This window comes from Pseudomonas sp. BW16M2 (genome assembly GCF_014268865.1).
Lineage (GTDB): Bacteria > Pseudomonadota > Gammaproteobacteria > Pseudomonadales > Pseudomonadaceae > Aquipseudomonas > Aquipseudomonas peradeniyensis.
Genome location: NZ_JABWRI010000001.1, coordinates 318,201 through 334,481 on the forward strand (window position 1 = coordinate 318,201; position 16,281 = coordinate 334,481).

At 65.3% G+C, this 16,281-nt stretch carries 13 protein-coding genes and 1 tRNA gene; 6 read left to right on the top strand and 8 right to left on the bottom strand.

What is annotated here, in order from left to right:
* Positions 1 to 167 precede the first annotated feature (167 nt).
* Positions 168 to 1,841 carry an aryl-sulfate sulfotransferase gene (locus tag HU735_RS01385; RefSeq protein ID WP_186712131.1) on the bottom strand — a complete coding sequence of 558 codons (1,674 nt, stop codon included), beginning with the start codon at positions 1,839 to 1,841 and terminating at the stop codon, positions 168 to 170.
* A 17-nt stretch (positions 1,842 to 1,858) separates the two neighbouring features.
* Positions 1,859 to 4,195 (bottom strand): TonB-dependent receptor, encoded by a 2,337-nt coding sequence (locus HU735_RS01390; protein ID WP_186712132.1) that lies wholly within the window; start codon positions 4,193 to 4,195, stop codon positions 1,859 to 1,861.
* A 192-nt stretch (positions 4,196 to 4,387) separates the two neighbouring features.
* On the opposite strand from HU735_RS01390, the gene HU735_RS01395 reads away from it, so the two are divergent.
* Positions 4,388 to 5,302 carry a LysR family transcriptional regulator gene (locus tag HU735_RS01395; protein ID WP_186712133.1) on the top strand — a complete coding sequence of 305 codons (915 nt, stop codon included), beginning with the start codon at positions 4,388 to 4,390 and terminating at the stop codon, positions 5,300 to 5,302.
* Between the two features lie 46 nt (positions 5,303 to 5,348).
* Here the strand turns inward: HU735_RS01395 and HU735_RS01400 are convergent, their stop codons facing one another.
* Together HU735_RS01400 and HU735_RS01405 are read right to left on the bottom strand one after the other, a co-directional pair.
* Entirely contained in the window at positions 5,349 to 6,254 is a 906-nt protein-coding gene (locus tag HU735_RS01400; protein ID WP_062359903.1) for a TauD/TfdA family dioxygenase, read from the bottom strand.
* 28 nt (positions 6,255 to 6,282) lie between these two features.
* Entirely contained in the window at positions 6,283 to 7,323 is a 1,041-nt protein-coding gene (locus HU735_RS01405) for an ABC transporter substrate-binding protein (RefSeq protein ID WP_186712134.1), read from the bottom strand.
* Positions 7,324 to 7,622: 299 nt separating this feature from the next.
* On the opposite strand from HU735_RS01405, the gene HU735_RS01410 reads away from it, so the two are divergent.
* The 3 genes from HU735_RS01410 to HU735_RS01420 all read left to right on the top strand — a co-directional run bounded on the left by HU735_RS01410 (position 7,623) and on the right by HU735_RS01420 (position 10,229).
* A complete protein-coding gene (locus HU735_RS01410; protein ID WP_186712135.1) occupies positions 7,623 to 9,206 on the top strand; it encodes an ABC transporter permease in 1,584 nt (527 codons plus the stop codon).
* Positions 9,203 to 10,066, top strand: a complete 864-nt coding sequence (locus tag HU735_RS01415; RefSeq protein WP_186712136.1) for an ABC transporter ATP-binding protein — start codon at positions 9,203 to 9,205, stop codon at positions 10,064 to 10,066. The genes HU735_RS01410 and HU735_RS01415 overlap by 4 nt, the downstream gene beginning before the upstream one ends.
* Positions 10,067 to 10,152: 86 nt before the next feature.
* Positions 10,153 to 10,229 (top strand) — tRNA-Arg (locus HU735_RS01420).
* A gap of 92 nt (positions 10,230 to 10,321) precedes the next feature.
* Here the strand turns inward: HU735_RS01420 and HU735_RS01425 are convergent.
* Positions 10,322 to 12,166 (bottom strand): DUF3857 and transglutaminase domain-containing protein, encoded by a 1,845-nt coding sequence (locus tag HU735_RS01425; RefSeq protein WP_186712137.1) that lies wholly within the window; start codon positions 12,164 to 12,166, stop codon positions 10,322 to 10,324.
* 227 nt (positions 12,167 to 12,393) lie between these two features.
* Here HU735_RS01425 and HU735_RS01430 point away from each other — a divergent pair, with 227 nt between their 5' ends.
* Together HU735_RS01430 and HU735_RS01435 are read left to right on the top strand one after the other, a co-directional pair.
* Complete coding sequence (locus HU735_RS01430) at positions 12,394 to 14,124, top strand: dipeptidase (protein WP_186712138.1); 1,731 nt, start codon at positions 12,394 to 12,396, stop codon at positions 14,122 to 14,124.
* Between the two features lie 146 nt (positions 14,125 to 14,270).
* Positions 14,271 to 14,708: a CBS domain-containing protein gene (locus HU735_RS01435; protein WP_050703295.1), complete on the top strand. Its 438-nt coding sequence runs from the start codon at positions 14,271 to 14,273 to the stop codon at positions 14,706 to 14,708.
* A gap of 6 nt (positions 14,709 to 14,714) precedes the next feature.
* On the opposite strand, the gene HU735_RS01440 is transcribed toward HU735_RS01435, so the two are convergent.
* From HU735_RS01440 to HU735_RS01450, 3 genes are all read right to left on the bottom strand, one after another.
* The gene (locus HU735_RS01440) at positions 14,715 to 15,353 is read right to left on the bottom strand and encodes a hypothetical protein (protein ID WP_028688591.1); all 639 of its coding nucleotides are present in this window, start codon (positions 15,351 to 15,353) and stop codon (positions 14,715 to 14,717) included.
* Between the two features lie 70 nt (positions 15,354 to 15,423).
* Positions 15,424 to 15,666 (bottom strand): DUF2789 domain-containing protein, encoded by a 243-nt coding sequence (locus HU735_RS01445; RefSeq protein ID WP_028688592.1) that lies wholly within the window; start codon positions 15,664 to 15,666, stop codon positions 15,424 to 15,426.
* 60 nt (positions 15,667 to 15,726) lie between these two features.
* Positions 15,727 to 16,185, bottom strand: coding sequence for a YbaK/EbsC family protein (locus HU735_RS01450; RefSeq protein WP_028688593.1), 459 nt, complete (start codon positions 16,183 to 16,185; stop codon positions 15,727 to 15,729).
* Between the last annotated feature and the right edge of the window lie 96 nt (positions 16,186 to 16,281).

The window sequence follows — 16,281 nt, forward strand, 5'->3', positions numbered from 1 at the left end:
AGCGGGGGTTGGGGTGTTGGACAATAGGCTGTTCGAAAAAAAGAACGAATGGTCGGAATTCAGATCAGTGGAAATGCATCGCGGGGCAAGCCCGCTCCCACCCAGCCCTTGCGCGGACTGCGTGGGAGCGGGCTTGCCCCGCGATAGTTCCGTGGAAGGTTAGCCCATCAGAACGCCTTGTCGAGGTCGACCACCAGCGCGCGGTAACCCACGCTGCCCGGCTGGCGACTGTGCACTTTCAGCTCCACCGCCACCTCCTGGGTGCCGCGACGCACTTCATTGAGCACGCTGGTCGTCAGCTTCTCGGGCGTCAGGAAATTCACCGAAGCCGAGTAGATGAACTGGGTATCAGTCTCCGCCCGGTACGCCACTACCGAGGTGATCGGGCTGTACCACTCGTCACCGCGCTCCTTGCCGTACTGCCACACCTGCTCGACCGTGCCCTTGGCCTCGTCGATGCGGTATTCCACCGCCCGGCTGTAGTTTCCGCTCAGTTTCGTCGGCCCGAAGTCCCGGCCCCAGCCGTTGTCGAACACGTTCAGCGTGCCACGCCCGGTCAGCCAGGCGGTGTGCTGGGTCCAGGACCACTCGAAGCCCTCGCCCACCGGTTTGAGCACTTTGTCCTGCAAACGTGCCGGCCAGCCTTGCGGCGCAGCGAGAATCCACTTCACCTGCTTGTCGCGACCGATCTTTACCACGCCCTGGTGTCGTGCTGAAACGATGATGCTGTCGTCATCGGCATCGTAGTCGATGGCATTGACGTGGGCCCAGTTGCGCCCGGTACCGACGCCGGGCGTATCGCCGAACGGCAGGTCGCCTTCAGCCAATTCGTTGGCCAGCCGGTCATCCTGTTTTTGCACACCGTCCGGCAGCTGGATCGCGGCCTTGCCCAGGGTTTCCAGCAGCTCGCCGCGGTACGGGTCGAGGATCTGGTTCAGGTCCCAGAAGTCCAGCACGTCGCCGGCTTCGTTGACTTCGATGATATGGTCGCGGATCGAGCGCACGCGCTTGCCGTCCGGGCGACGGTAGTCGCTGGTGCCGACCCGCAGCAGGTAGCTGCCGTTCACCGTTTCGCGGATCTCGTGGGAGAAATCGGCGAACTTGTCCGGCAGGTTGCGCTGCCACACCTTGCGCCCCAGCAGGTCGTACTTGGAGTAGGTCTGGCCCTGGCCCCAGATCAGCTTGCCGTCGCGGGTCTGGTGGAAGCCCATGGTGCCGCCCAGGCCGTCGCGGTGGTTGGAATCGTGGATCTGCTCGATGTCCAGGTACCAGCGCACGTCACCGTTGCTGTCGGCGATCCAGTTGTTGCCCACCGAGTCCCACTCGGCGGCGCCACCCAGGCCGTTCCACTTGAAAGCACGCCCACCGGGGATCTCGGCCAGCAGGTGGTTGAACAGGTACAGGCGCTGCTCGAAACCGGGCGCGACCTTGACCGGCTCCACCTCGGGCAGCGCGGCAGTCTGCTTCGCCACCACCGGCAGGCGCACCGCCGGGGCGTAGATTTGGTAACGCTCGCGGATGCGTTCGCCATCGAGCTTGTAGCTCACCTCGACCTGGTTGACGTGGTCGGGGTACAGGCCGAACACCGGGATGCCGCCGTAGGTCCACAGCGAGCGGTCGGACACGTCGTAGACGATATCGACACCGCGCTCGCCGCGGCCCAGCACCCGCACATGGGCGGCACTCAGGGTGCGTCCGCCGTCACGAATGATCGCGGTCAGCGGCGCCAAGCGGTACGGGTTGACCACCACGTCGCCGAGCAGGGCTTGGTCGCGGTCGGGCACCTTGGCGGTGAGGCAGGCGCCTTCGGGCAGGTCGTGCGGTTGGGTCTTGGCATTCATGGCAAAGCTCCTTGTGCTCAGAAGTCGTAACGGGCGGTGGCGCCCACGGTGCGCGGGGTGCCCAGCACGCCGGCATAGCCGCCGTTGGCGGAGTTCCACAGGCTGGTGAAGTAGGTCTTGTCGCCGGCGTTCTTCACCCACAGCGATAGGTCGAGCACGCCGTCGCCCTGGTCCAGGCGCACGCCGGTGGACAGGTTGACGATGCCGTAGCTGGGGATCTGGCCGTAGTCGGAATCGTCGATGGTGCCGACGGCCTTGGAGCGGAACGCATAGCTGGCGGTGACGTAGGGCTCGATGCGTTCGCTGAGCTGCCACTTGTACTGGCCGTTGAGGTTGGCGATGTACTTGGAAGCACCAACCACCTGGTGACCGGACAGGTCGCAGGTGGCCGCAGGGTTGGCCAGGCTCACCTCGGGTGGGCACGGCGCATCCTTGTAGTCGGTGTAGCGCACGTCGTTCCATGAACCGTTGAAGTTCACCGTCAGGCCTCGGATCGGCAGGGCCGTGGCTTCGAACTCCAGGCCGCGAGAACGCACGCTGCCGGCGTTGGCCAGGTACTGCACACGGTTGGCTTCGTCGTATACGTTGGCCTGGTAGCCGTGAACTTCAGTCCAGAACAAGTTGGTGTTCAGTTGCAGGCGGTTGTCGAACAGGGTGCTCTTGAGCCCGAGTTCGGCGTTGTTGGCCCGCTCGGTACCCACCAGCAGCGAATCGGTGCCCAAGCGTGGGGCGGCACCGACGGTCAGGTTGACACCCCCGGACTTCTCGCCGTGGGACAGGCTGGCATAGCCCAGCACGTCGTCGCTGAAGCGGTAGCTCAGGCTGAGCAGCCCGGAAGGTGAGAAGCTGTACTGGTTGAGGTCACCTGAATCGTAGGCGCCCACCCGGCCCTGACGGGCGGCGGCCGCCGCACCGGTGACGGGCGCGCCACCGGACGGCGCATCGCGGGTAACCCAGGCGCTTTTCTCCTCGTAGGTGCCACGCACCCCGGCGGTGAAGTCCAGGCGTTCGGTCAGGTGCCAGGTACCCTGGGCGAACAGGGCGTAGCTGTCGGTGTCGATGTGGCCATTGCCGATGGTGTTCACGTTGGCCAGGGCGCCGGCCGGGGTCAGGTTCCAGACATCGGCCTGCGGCCCGTAGTAAGTGAACGATTTATTGTCCAGGTCCTGCTTGAAGTAGTACGCGCCCAGTACGTAATCGAAGAAGCCGCCGGTGGGTGAGGCCAGCCGAATCTCCTGCGAGTACTGCTTGTCCCGCACCGAAACCCCGGCACTGTAGAACACCGGCACGTTGAGGCCGTCGTCGTTGCGCGGAGTGAAATCCCACCAGCGGTAGGCGCTGATCGAGGTGAGGGTGAAGTCGTTGGGCAGGGTCCAGTTGGCCTCCACCGAGGTGCCGCCCTGGAACACCTTGACCATCTGGTCGGCGTCGAAGTTGACCTTGCGGTCCTTGCCCGACACCAGGGTGGCGCCGGCCTGGGCGGCCAGGCTTTCGTAGCGGTTCACGCCATTGATGGTCGGGCCGGTGCTGTAGAGGCTGAGGATGCCGTTATCGGAATCTTCTTCGTTGTACTCGCCGATCCAGCGCAGGTTGAAGGTTTCGCTGGGCTTGAACAGCAACTGGGTACGAAAGCCCTGGCGCTTGCCGCCATTGAGGTCGTGGCCGTTGTAGATGTTCTTAACATAGCCGTCGTCCTCGGTGTGGTAGGCGCTGATGCGCCCGGCGAGGGTGTCGGTCAGGGGGCCGGAGAAGCTGCCCTGGGTCTGCCAGTAGCCATCCTCGCCCAGCGACGACTGCACGCTGCCCTCCTGGTGGAAGGTCGGCTTGCGGGTGGTGATGTTGAGCACCCCGGCGGTGGTGTTCTTGCCGAACAGCGTGCCTTGCGGCCCGCGCAGCACCTCCAGCTGCTCGACATCGAGCAGGTCGAACACCGCCATCCCCGGGCGCCCCAGGTAGACGTTGTCCAGATAAACGCCGACGCTGCCTTCCAGGCCATCACTGGCCGGGTTGTTGCCCAGCCCACGGATGGAGATGCTCGACTGCCTGGCGTGCACATAGGCGACGTTGGTGCTCGGCACCAGCTGTTGCAGGTCCTGCACGCGATAGATGCGCTGGGTCTCCAGGGTCTCGCTGCCCAGCACGCTGATCGGCGTGGGCACGCTCTGGGCGGTCTCCTCACGGCGCCGGGCATTGACGGTGACGGTGCCAAGCTTGGCTTCCTGCTCGACGGCCGGTGCAGCCGGGCGCGGTTCTTCGGCGAAGCTGTTGCCGGCGGCGGCCAGCAGCACGCCAGCGGCCAAGGGTTGCAGAGCGAATACCGACGCGCGCGCCGGCCAACGGGAAAGTCGGGACATGCAGATGCTCCTTGGAGGCACAGGCCCTGGCGAGCATTTCCGTTGGCGGAACCGAATCGCGATCAGATGGGCTTTATTCTTTTAAGAGATATAAATATTTATATTTCATATTTTGTGGAATAAGTAACTCCCTTTATAAGGTTCCCAACCCTTCCCAGCAATTGCATTCCACCGAAAGTTTCCATGTAGAAAATGCATATCGACCTGCGCCAGCTCCGCCACTTCATCGCCCTTGTCGAGCACCGCAGCTTCGTTGCCGCCGCGGCGGCGGTGAACCTCTCGCAATCGGCCTTCAGCCGCAGCATCCAGACGCTGGAACACAACGTCGGCTGCCGCCTGGTCGACCGCGCCAGCAAGGAACTGGCGCCGACCCGCCAGGGCCTGCTGGTGCTGGAGCATTCGCGGCGGCTGGTGCATGGGGCGCACAACCTGGTCAACGAGATCAACCAGTTCAATGGCGCCACCACCGGCGTGGTGCGCTTCGGTTCGGGGCCGGCGCCTGCCGGCGGGCTGGTGCCCCGGGCGGTGGCGCGGTTCGTCGCCGAGTATCCGGCGGCGCGCACCTGCTTCCAGGTGGACAACTGGCAGGCGCTGAACCGGCGGCTGATCGCCGAGGAGATCGAGTTCTTCGTCGCCGACACCCGCCAGTTCGAGGCCGACCCGGACTACCAGGTGCACAAGCTCAGGCCACAGCGCTGGCACTTCTGCTGCCGCCGGGGGCATCCATTGACCGAGCTGGCCGAGGTAAGGGCGCGGGACCTGTTCGATTACCCGCTGGCCACCACGTTTCGCCCGCCGAACATCCGCAAGATCCTCAGTGACCTGAGCGGGCGGCAGGACTTTCTGCCCAGCGTGGAGTGCGAGCATGGTTATGCGCTGCTCAATGTCGTGCTGCACTCGGACACCATCGGCATTGCCTGCAGCGCGAACTTGCGGCCTTTTGAAGGAGATCGGGGGCTGGTCGCGCTGAAGCTGGTGGACCTGGCGCCGGAGCAGGAAGAGGCGTTCTACACCCGTTATGGGGTGGTGAGCCGGGTGGGGTATGGGTTGTCGGCGCTGGCGCAGGGGTTGGTGAGGCAGTTGGTGGCCTGCGATACCGAGTTGTAGCGAACAGGGGCTGCCGCGAAAGGGCCGCAAAGCGGCCCCAACGATCTCAGCCTTTACGCGTGGTCCGGCTCAACTGCCCATCAACGCCCACCGGCACCTCGCCAGCCAGGGTCACGCGGCGCACGATGCGCGGCTGGGTACCGTAGTCATCCACCGCATAGTGCTGCGTCGCGCGGTTGTCCCAGATCGCCACGTCCCCCGCCTGCCAGCGCCAGCGCACGGTGTTTTCCAGGCGTGTCACATGCCCCTGCAGCAGCGCGAACAGATGCTGCGAGTCCGCCAGCGAGTAACCCTTGATGCGCTTGACGAAATGCCCCAGCTGCAACGCCCGCTCGCCGCTGATCGGATGCACCCGCACCACCGGGTGCTCGGTCTCGTACACCGTCGAGGTGAACACCTTGCGGTAGCGCTCAAGCTTCGCCGGATCGACATCCGGCTTCACGCTGGCATAGTCGTACTCGTTGCTGTGCACCGCCCACAGCTTGTCGGCCAGTTCGCGCAGCGGCTCGGGCAGTTCCTGGTAGGCCGCGGCGGTGTTGGCCCACACCGTGTCGCCACCGGCAGCCGGAGCCACCACGCTGCGCAGGATCGAGGCCTTGGGGTAGGCGTCAACGAAGGTCACATCGGTGTGCCAGGAGTTGGCCCGCTGCCCCTCGGCGCCATCGAGCTGCAGCAGGTAGCTGGTGCCATCGACCACCGGTACCGTGGGGTGGGCGATCGGTTCGCCGAGCAACTGAGCGAAGGCCTCCTGGCCCACGTCGTCCAGGTGCTCCTGGGCCCGGAAGAAGATCACCTTGTGGCGCACCAATGCCGCCTGGATGGCATCGATGGTGGCCGGATCGAGGTCGGCGGACAGCTTGATGCCGCGGATCTCGGCGCCGATGCGCCCGGCAACGGGGTGGATGTCGAGTTCGAGGGTTTGCGGCGCGGTGGCCAGTGCGGCGTTGCTCATGGTCGTGCTCCTCACGGTTGTTGTCGGGTCAGCGGGCGGCCTGGACGGCCTGGTCCTGGCGCTGGGCGGCATCGATGAAACGGGGTTCGATCCAGTCGGCCACCTGGAAGCCACGGCGGATCAGGCGCTCCTGGACGGCCAGGTCCACGCCCTGTTGCAGCAGGCCGACGAAGCCGGCATCCAGGCGTGGGTCGAAGTAGTTGGCGAGGTTCTCCTCGGCCAGGTCGTCGCGCAGGATCGCCTTCGGCCAGTTGGCGGTGTTCGCCACCAGGTCCACATAGGCTTCGCGGTTGCGTTCGTCGCGCAGCCACTTCACCGCCTGCTCCTGGGCGTTGACCACCCGCTGTACCAGGTCGGGGTGCTGGCGAATGAACTCGCCGGTACCCAGCAGCACCGCCTGGGTGCTGCCGGCGCCTTTCAGGTCCCGGGAGTTGACCGGCAGCTCGACCAGCCCACGCTCGCGCAGCGACAGCAGGTTGGACAGGCCCCAGGTGGCGTCGATCTGCTTGGCGGCCAGGGCGGCGTTGGCCGCGTTGAAATCGAGGTTGATGACTTTCAGCTCACGTTCGGACAGCCCCTGGCTGGCCAGGGCACTGGCGAACGACAGCTGGTTGGCGGTGCCACGGAACACCGCCACACGCTTGCCCTTGAGGTCCTGCAGGCTGTGGATGCCCGAGCCCGGAACCACGCCGAGGTAGCTCTTCACCCCACGCACCCCGGCCGACAGCACGCGGGTGTCGAGGCCGTTGGCCTTGCCGATGATCGCGGCCAGGTCGCCCAGGTAGGCGAAGTCCGCCTGGCCGTTGGCCAGGGCCTCGTTGACCACGGGGCCGGCGCCCTTGAAGAAGCGCCAGTCGATACGGATGCCGTCCTTGGCAAACTCTTTCTCCAGCAGTTGCTGGTCGCGCAGCACATCCACCACGCCGCCGGCGCTGGGCTTGCTGCCGGCGCTGAGGTCGGGCACGGCGATACGGATCACATCCGGCTGGGCGGCATGCGCTGCCACGGGCACGGCACTCAACAAGGCAGCGAGCAACGGGCTGAGCAGATGGCGGAAGGCGGTTTTCATGACAAGGCTCCTTGGCAGGCTGCCACCGGCGATGGCCGGCGCTATGGGCCAGAAGCTAGGCAGGTCCGGTTAGAACCTACAAAGATCAAAACTTCATTTTTTTGTAACCAGAAGACATAAACCAGGCGTCATGCGGGCCTGCGGCTGGCTTGCAGGAAACGCATGGAAAATATGAGGAAAACGCAACGGAGCGGGGCTTTCGCATGCACGGTGCGCATGCTCTTATCTCTTGAATGCTATTTGTGTGAATTTTTAATTCCATAAATGAATAAACAAGGAACGGTTTGGGAGATGCCTCGATGAGCGAAGTCTTGAGCGCAAGTCTGCGGCGCCTGTGGGGGCCGTTACGCGGCCCTTTCGCGGCACAAGGCCGCTCCTACATACCGTGGATCGTGCCGTTGGCGGTGGCGACCTTGTGGGTCGTCGCCAGCCGTGAGCACTGGATGAGCGAACAGATCCTGCCCGCCCCCGCGCTGGTCTGGCAGAGCGCGCTGGAGTTCGGCTCGGGCGAGCTCTGGGGCCACCTGTGGATAAGTCTGCAGCGCCTGGTCTGGGGGCTGCTGGCAGGGATCGTCAGCGGCCTGCTGCTGGGGACCTGGCTGGGCGGATCGCGACGGGCGCAGACCCTGGTGCTGCCCACCTTCGTCGCCCTGGCGCAGATCCCGACCCTGGCCTGGATCCCGCTGTTCATGCTGTTCTTCGGCATCGGCGAGCTGCTCAAGCTGGTGGTGCTGGTCAAGGCCGTGGTGGTGCCGGTCACGCTGCATACCCTGGTCGGCGTGCGCGACGCCCAGCCCAAGCTGCGCGAGGCCGCCGCCGTCCTGCGCCTGCCCCCTCACCTGCTGTTCCTGCGCCTGCTGCTGCCCGCCGCGCTGCCGGCGTTTCTCGCCGGTGTGCGGCTGGCCCTGGCCACTGGCTGGACCTCGCTGCTGGCCGTGGAGCTGCTGGCCTCCAGCGAAGGCATCGGCTACCTGATGGTCTGGGGGCGGCAACTGTTCATGCTCGACCTGGTGTTCCTCTGCATCCTGTTGATCGGCCTGGTCGGCGCGCTGATGGATCGCGGCTTCACGCGCCTGGAACGCGGCCTGTTGCACTGGCCGCAACCGGCCACGGGCGAGCAGCTGCGCGGCCAGGTGCCACGTGGCTGGCAAAGCCTGCTGCTGCCTGCGGGGCTGTTGCTGCTGTGGCAGGCCGCCAACAGCCTTGGCTGGGTCGACGCCAACATCCTCACCTCGCCACTGGAGGTGCTGCGCAGCCTGCACGCAGGCCTGCTCGACGGCTCGTTGCCCGAGGCCCTGCGCCTGAGCCTGCAACGCAGCCTGGCCGGGCTGCTGCTCGGCGGTGGCACGGGCTTCGTGCTGGGCCTGCTGCTGGGCCTGTCAGCCAATGCCGAGCGGCTGCTCGGCCCGAGTCTGTCGGCGTTGCGCCAGGTGGCGCTGTTCGCCTGGGTGCCGCTGCTGACCGCCTGGTTCGGCCTGGGCGAAGGCGCCAAGCTGGTGTTCGTCGCGCTGGCGGCGTTCTTCCCGCTGCTGATCGCCACCCAGCGCGGCATCGCCAGCCTTGCGCCACAGCTGGGCGAAGCGGCCCAGGCCCTGCGCCTGGACCTGCCGCACCGGCTGCGTCTGCTGGTGCTGCCCGGCGCCGCCCCGGCAATCTTCGCCGGGCTGCGCCTGGCGCTGATCTACGCCTGGCTCGGCACCATCGGCGCCGAGTACTTCATGCCCTCGGACGGCGGCATCGCCAGCCTGATGATCGGCGCCCAGCAATTGTTCCGCATGGACCAGGTGATGGCCGCCATGGTCCTGATCGGCCTGGTCGGCGCCCTGCTCGGCCACCTCGGCCAACGCCTCGAATCGCGCGCCACGCGCTGGAGATCCGCATGAACGCCTTCATCACCCCGGCCCTGCACGCGGCCAACCAACCCGACGCCACGCCACCGCTGGTCAGTTTCGAGGGGGTCGGCAAGACCTTCAGCGTCGATGGCCAGCCGTTCGAGGCGATCCGCCACTTCGACCTGTCAATCAACGAAGGCGAGTTCATCGCCATCGTCGGCTCCTCCGGCTGCGGCAAGTCCACCCTGCTGCGCCTGCTGGTGGGGCTGGACACCGACTACAGCGGCACGATCCGGGTCGACGGCCAGCCGGTCGACGGCATCGGCGGCGAACGCGGCATCGTGTTCCAGGAGCACCGCCTGTTCCCATGGCTGACGGTGGCGCAGAACATTGGCCTGGGGCTGGTCAACGAGACACTCACCCAGGGCGAGCGCGCCCGGCGCGTGCACGAGTACGTGCAACTGGTGGGCCTGGTCGGCTTCGAATCGGCCTATCCGCACCAGCTGTCCGGCGGCATGGCCCAGCGCGTGGCCATCGCCCGAGGCCTGGTGGCCAGCCCACGGATCCTGCTGCTGGACGAGCCCTTCGGCGCCCTCGACGCGCTGACCCGCCAACAGCTGCAGGACGAACTGCTGGCGATTCGCGAACGCTCGGGGATCACCATCCTGCTGGTCACCCACGATGCCGAGGAGGCGACCTACCTGGCCGACCGGGTGGTGGTGCTGGAGCCGAGGCCGGGGCGGATCAAAGCGGTGGTGGAAATCGACCTGCCGCACCCGCGCCAGCGCACCGGGGTGGCATTGCATGGCTTGCGCGAAAAGGTCCTGCACCAGATCACCGGGGATGGCGGGTATCTCAAGCCTGCGGGACAGCGGGTGGAGGGGCTGCGGCCGGAGCTGATCGCACTGTGACCAGCACCCGCTGTCCCCCCGGGAAAAAACTCCACAGATCAAGGCCATGGACGCCACCGACACAGATGGGTATCATGCGGCCCGTTGCACTCGTAGCTCAGCTGGATAGAGTACTGCCCTCCGAAGGCAGGGGTCGTGGGTTCGAATCCCGCCGAGTGCGCCATGATATCAGCCGTCACCCGTGTGTTTTCACCGGTGCCGGCAAGCAAAAGCCCCGCTCAGATCACTCTGGCGGGGCTTTTTCGTTTCCAGGCCTCAGCCCTGCACGATGATCTGGCCCTGCAGGTCCCGGACCATGGTCTCGATGACCGGCTTCATCGCCTTGAACTCCTCAGGCGTGCACACCGCCTTCGGGTGCTTGAACTGCATGCGACGCTCGACCACCACGGCGTTGCCGTCCCGGGTGTAACGGGCGCTGTAGTCGAAACTGCCTTCCTTCACGGCAACGGCCTTGGGCGTCGCCAGGACGGTGACCCCGGCAGGGAACTCGAAGCGCGACTGCTCCAGGGTTTCGTTGGAGATGCAGACGAAGCCCTGGGTGCGTTCGTTCTCGGTGGCAAAGCCATAGACTGTCTGCGCGATGCCGCCCACCAGGCTGCTCAGGGCTGGCACGCCCACCGGGCCGGGCAGGTTCACCAGGTTCTCGGTATGGCCCTGGACCTGGCTGCGAAAGTGCTCCGGCGCTGTCGACGGCTGGATCAGGATCTTGCCGCTGCCCCGTTGCCCATAGGCATTGAGCACCTGCTCGACGATGCGATCGAGGTCCGTCGGTTTCATCGTCTTGGCGCCATAGCGGTTGACCTCGCTGGCCCAGCCTTCGATGGTCGAGTCGCCGGTGAAGTCCGCGGCCCCCGTGTCCTTGACCTTGAACAGCATTTCACCGACCTGCTTGCCGAACTGGGTGGCCGGGGTCTTGCCGAACACGCCGGTGGCGGTCAGCAGCGTGGGCTTGTCCAGGTCCATCAGCGGCAGGTAACCGGCGGCCACCGACGGGTCGGTCGAGTCCAGGTACAAGTCGAGGCTCGGCACATAGGTCAGCACATGGTTGAGCACGCCGAGTGTCGGCACCTTCGGCAGCTGGTAGGCATTGCCGAGGTTGATCAGCGCCGGCGAGCTCTCGATACCCGCCGCCTTGAGCAGCGCCTCGAGCAGGGCCACATGGTCCTTGCAGTCGCCATAGCGGCTGTCGAGCACGCTCTGCGCCGCGTGCGGAACCACGCCGCCGGCACCGACATAGACCGCCACGTAGCGGATGTTCTCACGCACCCAGTCGCTGAGCTTGAGCGCCTTGGCCCGGGCGTCGGGCAGGTTCGCCGTCAATTGTTCGGCCAACGCGGCGATGGCCGGTGTCACTTGCACGTCGGCGCGCGCCTGGTAGCTGGCGGCAAGCCCTGCGTAGTCCTTGAAGGTCGAGACCGCGAGGTACTGGCCGTAGTCCAGGTAGGACACGGCGCTCGCCTCGATCCTGGCCCTGTCGGCGGGCACGAAGTCCCAGCGGTAGACCTTGCGGCCCTTGCCGGCCTTGGGCGTGGACGCCTTGAAGCCACGAGCATCAGCGTACAGCGGCAGATCCGCCGGCAGGTCGTAGATCAGCGAGAACTGCTCCACGGGGTGGAAATCCGGACCTGTGAGGTCCTCGAAGTGGCCGGGGAACAGCGCAGTGCTGCGATGGCGCTTGTAACGCAGCACCAGGCGGTCGCCGACGGCCACTTCCGGGAAGATCACCACCTTGACCCGGGAGTCCTGGAACATCGGCGCGTAGGTGGACGCCTGCTCCTGCTGCTCCTTGATCTGCGAGGCATCGACCATCACCTTGCGCCCATCGGGCTTCTGGGTGAAGGCTTCGTCGACCTCCAGGGTTTCGTACGAGCGGTTGTAGCTCAGCGGCTGCTGGGCCTTGGCCTGGATGGCCCGCTCTTCGTTGATGCGCGAGACCGACTCGACCGCCACCTGGAAGCTGCCGTCGGCCTGCACGGTGAAGGTCTGCACGACCTTTTCCAGGGTGACGGAGTGGTCGGTGCCATCGTCCCGGGCCTGGGCAGGCGCGATGCAGGCCAGGGTGAATGCCAGCACCCCGGCCAGGGGTGCAAGGTAAGACATGAACATGAGGATCCTTCTCTTGTGACGCGAGGGTTATTACAAAAAACGCTAATGATACGCATTTTTGCCATAAACCTGCAGGCCGCGCCGTAGATGAAAGCTCGCACGTTTGTGCAGAAAAGCACATTGCCACCTCTCCCGTGCCGGTGGTCATTGGTGATAGCGTGGGCATCTTCCGTTTGCGTAAACGGTCAACCTCCACCCCTTGCAAAGGAATGCGCACCCCCATGCCATTTACCAAGCTATCCGCCGCATCGCTCCTGCTGGCCAGCGTGGCCATGTTCTCAATCCCGGCCCAGGCCAACCTCTCCCAGCAGCAGTCCGCCGCCATCATCAAGGCCTACGACGGCAGCGACCCGGCCGACTTCAAGCAGTTCCTCGGCAAGCTGGCCGGCAGCGACCTGGCCAAGGCCGACAAGCTGGATGACACCCTCAAGCTGTACCTGGCCGGCAAGCCGCTGAGCGCCGAGCAGCAGGACGAGATCAACCGCCTGCTGGGCCTGTACACCCGCATCAAGTACGGCAAGGCCGCCAAGGAAACCCTGCGCGAGCTGGTGGAGATCCCGACCTATCGCAAAGAGGGCGTGGCGCAGCACGAGAACCCGGAATTTCTCAAGATCGCCGACAAGATCAAGGCCCTGGCCGAGGGCTTCGGCCTGACGTTCCGCAACATCGACAACCGCGTCTACGAGATCACCCTCGGTGAAGGCAAGGAAGTGATCGGCATCCACGCCCACGCTGACGTGGTACCGGTCACTCCGGAAAACTGGAAGCTCAAGGACGGCACCAAGCTCGACCCATTCAAGGTCACCCTGGTGGGCGACCGCATGTATGGCCGCGGCACCGAGGACGACAAGAACGGCATCGTCGTCGCGCTGTACGCGCTGAAGGTGGCCAAGGACGAGAAGCTGCCGCTGGCGCGCCAGTTCAAGCTGCTGGTGGACACCACCGAGGAAACCACCGGCGACGCCATCCCCTACTATTTCGAACGCAACGCCACCCCCGACTACAACCTGGCGCTGGACGGCGGCTACCCGGTGGTGATCGCCGAGAAAGGCTATGGCACCGTCATGGCTACCTTCGCCAAGCGTGCCGGTGACGGCAAAGGCGCCGAGGTGGTCAACCTCACCGGCGGCCTGGCCACCAACCAGATTCCCGGCAGCTCGGTGGCGACATTGACCGGCGACAAGCCGGCCGACCTTGCCAAGGCGCTGAACAAGGCCGGCGCGGCCTACGTCAAACGCCATGGCGGCGACTTCAGCATCGACGCCAAGGTCGACGGCAAGCAGGTGCTGCTGACCGTGACCGGCGTATCGGCGCACTCCTCCGAGCCCGAGTCCGGGGTCAACCCGGTGGCGCGCATGCTCGACTTCCTCAACGGCCTTGGCAAGGACGTGCCGCTCAAGCACAACCACATCACCGACGCCGCCCGCTACGCCGCCGACAACTGGGGGCTGGACTACCTGGGCAACAAGCTCGGCGTCGGCTTCAAGGACGACTTCATGGGCCCGCTGACCACCTCGCTGACCTTCGTCGGCCTGGATGACAAGGCGCTGAAGCTGGCGGTGAACCTGCGCATTCCCAAGGGCAAGTCGCTCGACACCCTGAAGGGCGAGATCGCCGGCAAGCTCGATGGCTGGAAAGCCAAGAGCAAGACCCAGGTGGCCTTCGACTACACCCTCGACGCGCCGATGTACCGCAACCCCGAAGGCGAATGGGTCAAGGCCCTGCTGGCCGTGGCCAGCGAGAACCTGGGCATGAAGCACGAGTACGGCACCTCCGCCGGCGCCACCTCGGTGCACGACCTGCCCAACGGCGTGCAGTTCGGCCTGGCCATGCCGGACGTGAAGTACACCGGGCACAACGACAACGAGTTCAAGACCGTGGAGCAGTTCATGCTCGACCTGCAGATCGTCAGCGAGATGGTGGCGCGGATCGGGCAGATGCCGAAGCTCTGATGACCCACTTGGGGCCGCGTTGCGGCCCCTTGCCGCAATGACGTTTTTCAATCACCTCGATGCCGTTTCCTGCATTGCCGTGCAGAGCGCCGTGCCGGATGCTTTATTTACTCCGACACGTCGCGTTTCCACCCACAGAGGCCCGTATGAAGAACGTCGAACAAATCCTCAAAGCCAAGTCCCAGCACCACACCGTCTACACCATCAACCCTGACGACTCGGTGCTGGATGCCTTGAGGCTGCTGGCGGAGAAGAACGTCGGTGCACTGCCGGTGGTGGAGAACGACCAGGTGGTGGGAATCGTCAGCGAACGCGACTACGCCCGCAAGCTGGTGCTCAAGGGTCGCTCTTCGGCGGCCACGCCGGTACGCGACATCATGAGTTCTCCGGTGGTCACGGTGGAGCCCAAGCAGAACCTCGAGTACTGCATGAACCTGATGACCAACCGCCACCTGCGCCACCTTCCGGTGGTTCACGAAGGCAAGCTGCTCGGGTTGCTGTCGATCGGCGACCTGGTCAAGGAAACCATCGCCGAACAGGCCAACCTGATCCTGCAACTGGAGCAGTACATCCGCGGTGAATGACCCTGCTCAGTGATAGGCGCGCTCCAGCTCGTCCAGCTGATGGTCGAAGCTGCGCAGGCGCGCCGACCAGGTGTACACCAGCACTTCCAGATCCCTGTTGAGCACGGCGGTGTTGCCGCCGTCACGGGCCGGCGCGTCGCACAGGTCCAGCTGGTAGCGCTCGCGGGCCATGGCCGTGGCCACGCTGGACAGGTCGCGGGCATTGGCCAGCCAGTGATGGTGGTGGTCGTGCACTTCCCGGTCGAGTTCCCGGCACTGGCGCTTGAGGGCGTCCAGGCTCTGCTCCAGCGGCGTGCCCTTGAGCTCGCCCATCACCTCCTCGAAGGTGCGCCCGGAGTGCCAGTAGCTGCCCCAGAAATAACGGTCGAACACCGTCTCGACCCGGCGCAGGGCGACCTTGGTGTTCCAGATGGTCAGCAACGTTCGTCCCTGGGCGACTTCGCGCCTGTTCAGGTGCAGCTGCTGCCAGGCGATCCACGCCAGGCCGCACAACGCCACCGCCGCGGTCACGGCGGCGGCGGCATAGAGAAACTGCACGGCCTGGTTCATCGTGTGGGTGTGCCGGATACCGTAGAAGTAGCCGGCGGTCAGGGTGCCCAGGATCGTCACGGTGCACCAGAAACCTGGTGCGTAGGGATCTTTCATTGCGCCATCCCCTCTTGTTTTACCTGAGCATAGCAACGCCCCGATCACCCATCAGGTGCCGCTCGGCGCTTTATTGGCGGGGACGGCGCAGCGCTTCGTTGAGTTGGTCGAACAGCTCCGCCCAATCGGCATCTTCAAGGATGCTGTCCCTGAGGAACGAACGCTGGGACTCGTTCCAGAACGGCGCATCCACCAGCTTCACATCCCCCTTGAGCGGCGAATGACTGGTGATGAACTGGTCGATGCCCAGCGCATCGTCCGGCAGGCCCAGTTGCTTGAACAGTTCGGAAAACTTGTGGATCGGCGCTTCCATGATTCACTCCTATGGCCGGGCCGGTCGTCCACGACGCCAGCCCGGCGTGGGTTGCGAGCATCAGCTCAGTTCGCGCACTTCGGCGTGCGGCACCAGTTTCAAGTATTGCTCCATGCTCATGTGGATAAGGTGATCGTGGTCACCTGCCTCGAGATAGACATCACCCTGGCGGGTAAGGGTCCGGTCGAGCAGCATGGGAATGTTGTAGGCGTCGCCCAGGGCCGGGATGGCGCCGCGCTCGCAATCGCCGAACAGGCTCGGCAGGTTGCTTTCGCGGGTCAACTGCCAGGCGCCGGTCATGCGCACCTCGGTCATGTCCAGGTGCCGGTTGGCCGGCAGCACGGCCATGATGTAGTTGCCATGGCGGTCATCGAGCATCACCGACTTGGCGACCCGCTCGGCGGGTACGCCGGCCGTGCGCGCCGACTCCAGACTGGTGGCCGAATGGGGATGGGGAATGATGTCGTAGTCGCAGTTGGCCTGGTCCAGGCGCTGCTGAAGGGTCTTGGCCATACGCATGATGCACCTCCGGTTTTGCCCCCACCCTCAAGTTTAGGCCGTGGCCCGGCAGCCACGGCTAAACTTCAAGGACAGGTCCGCATGAGGTGACGACAG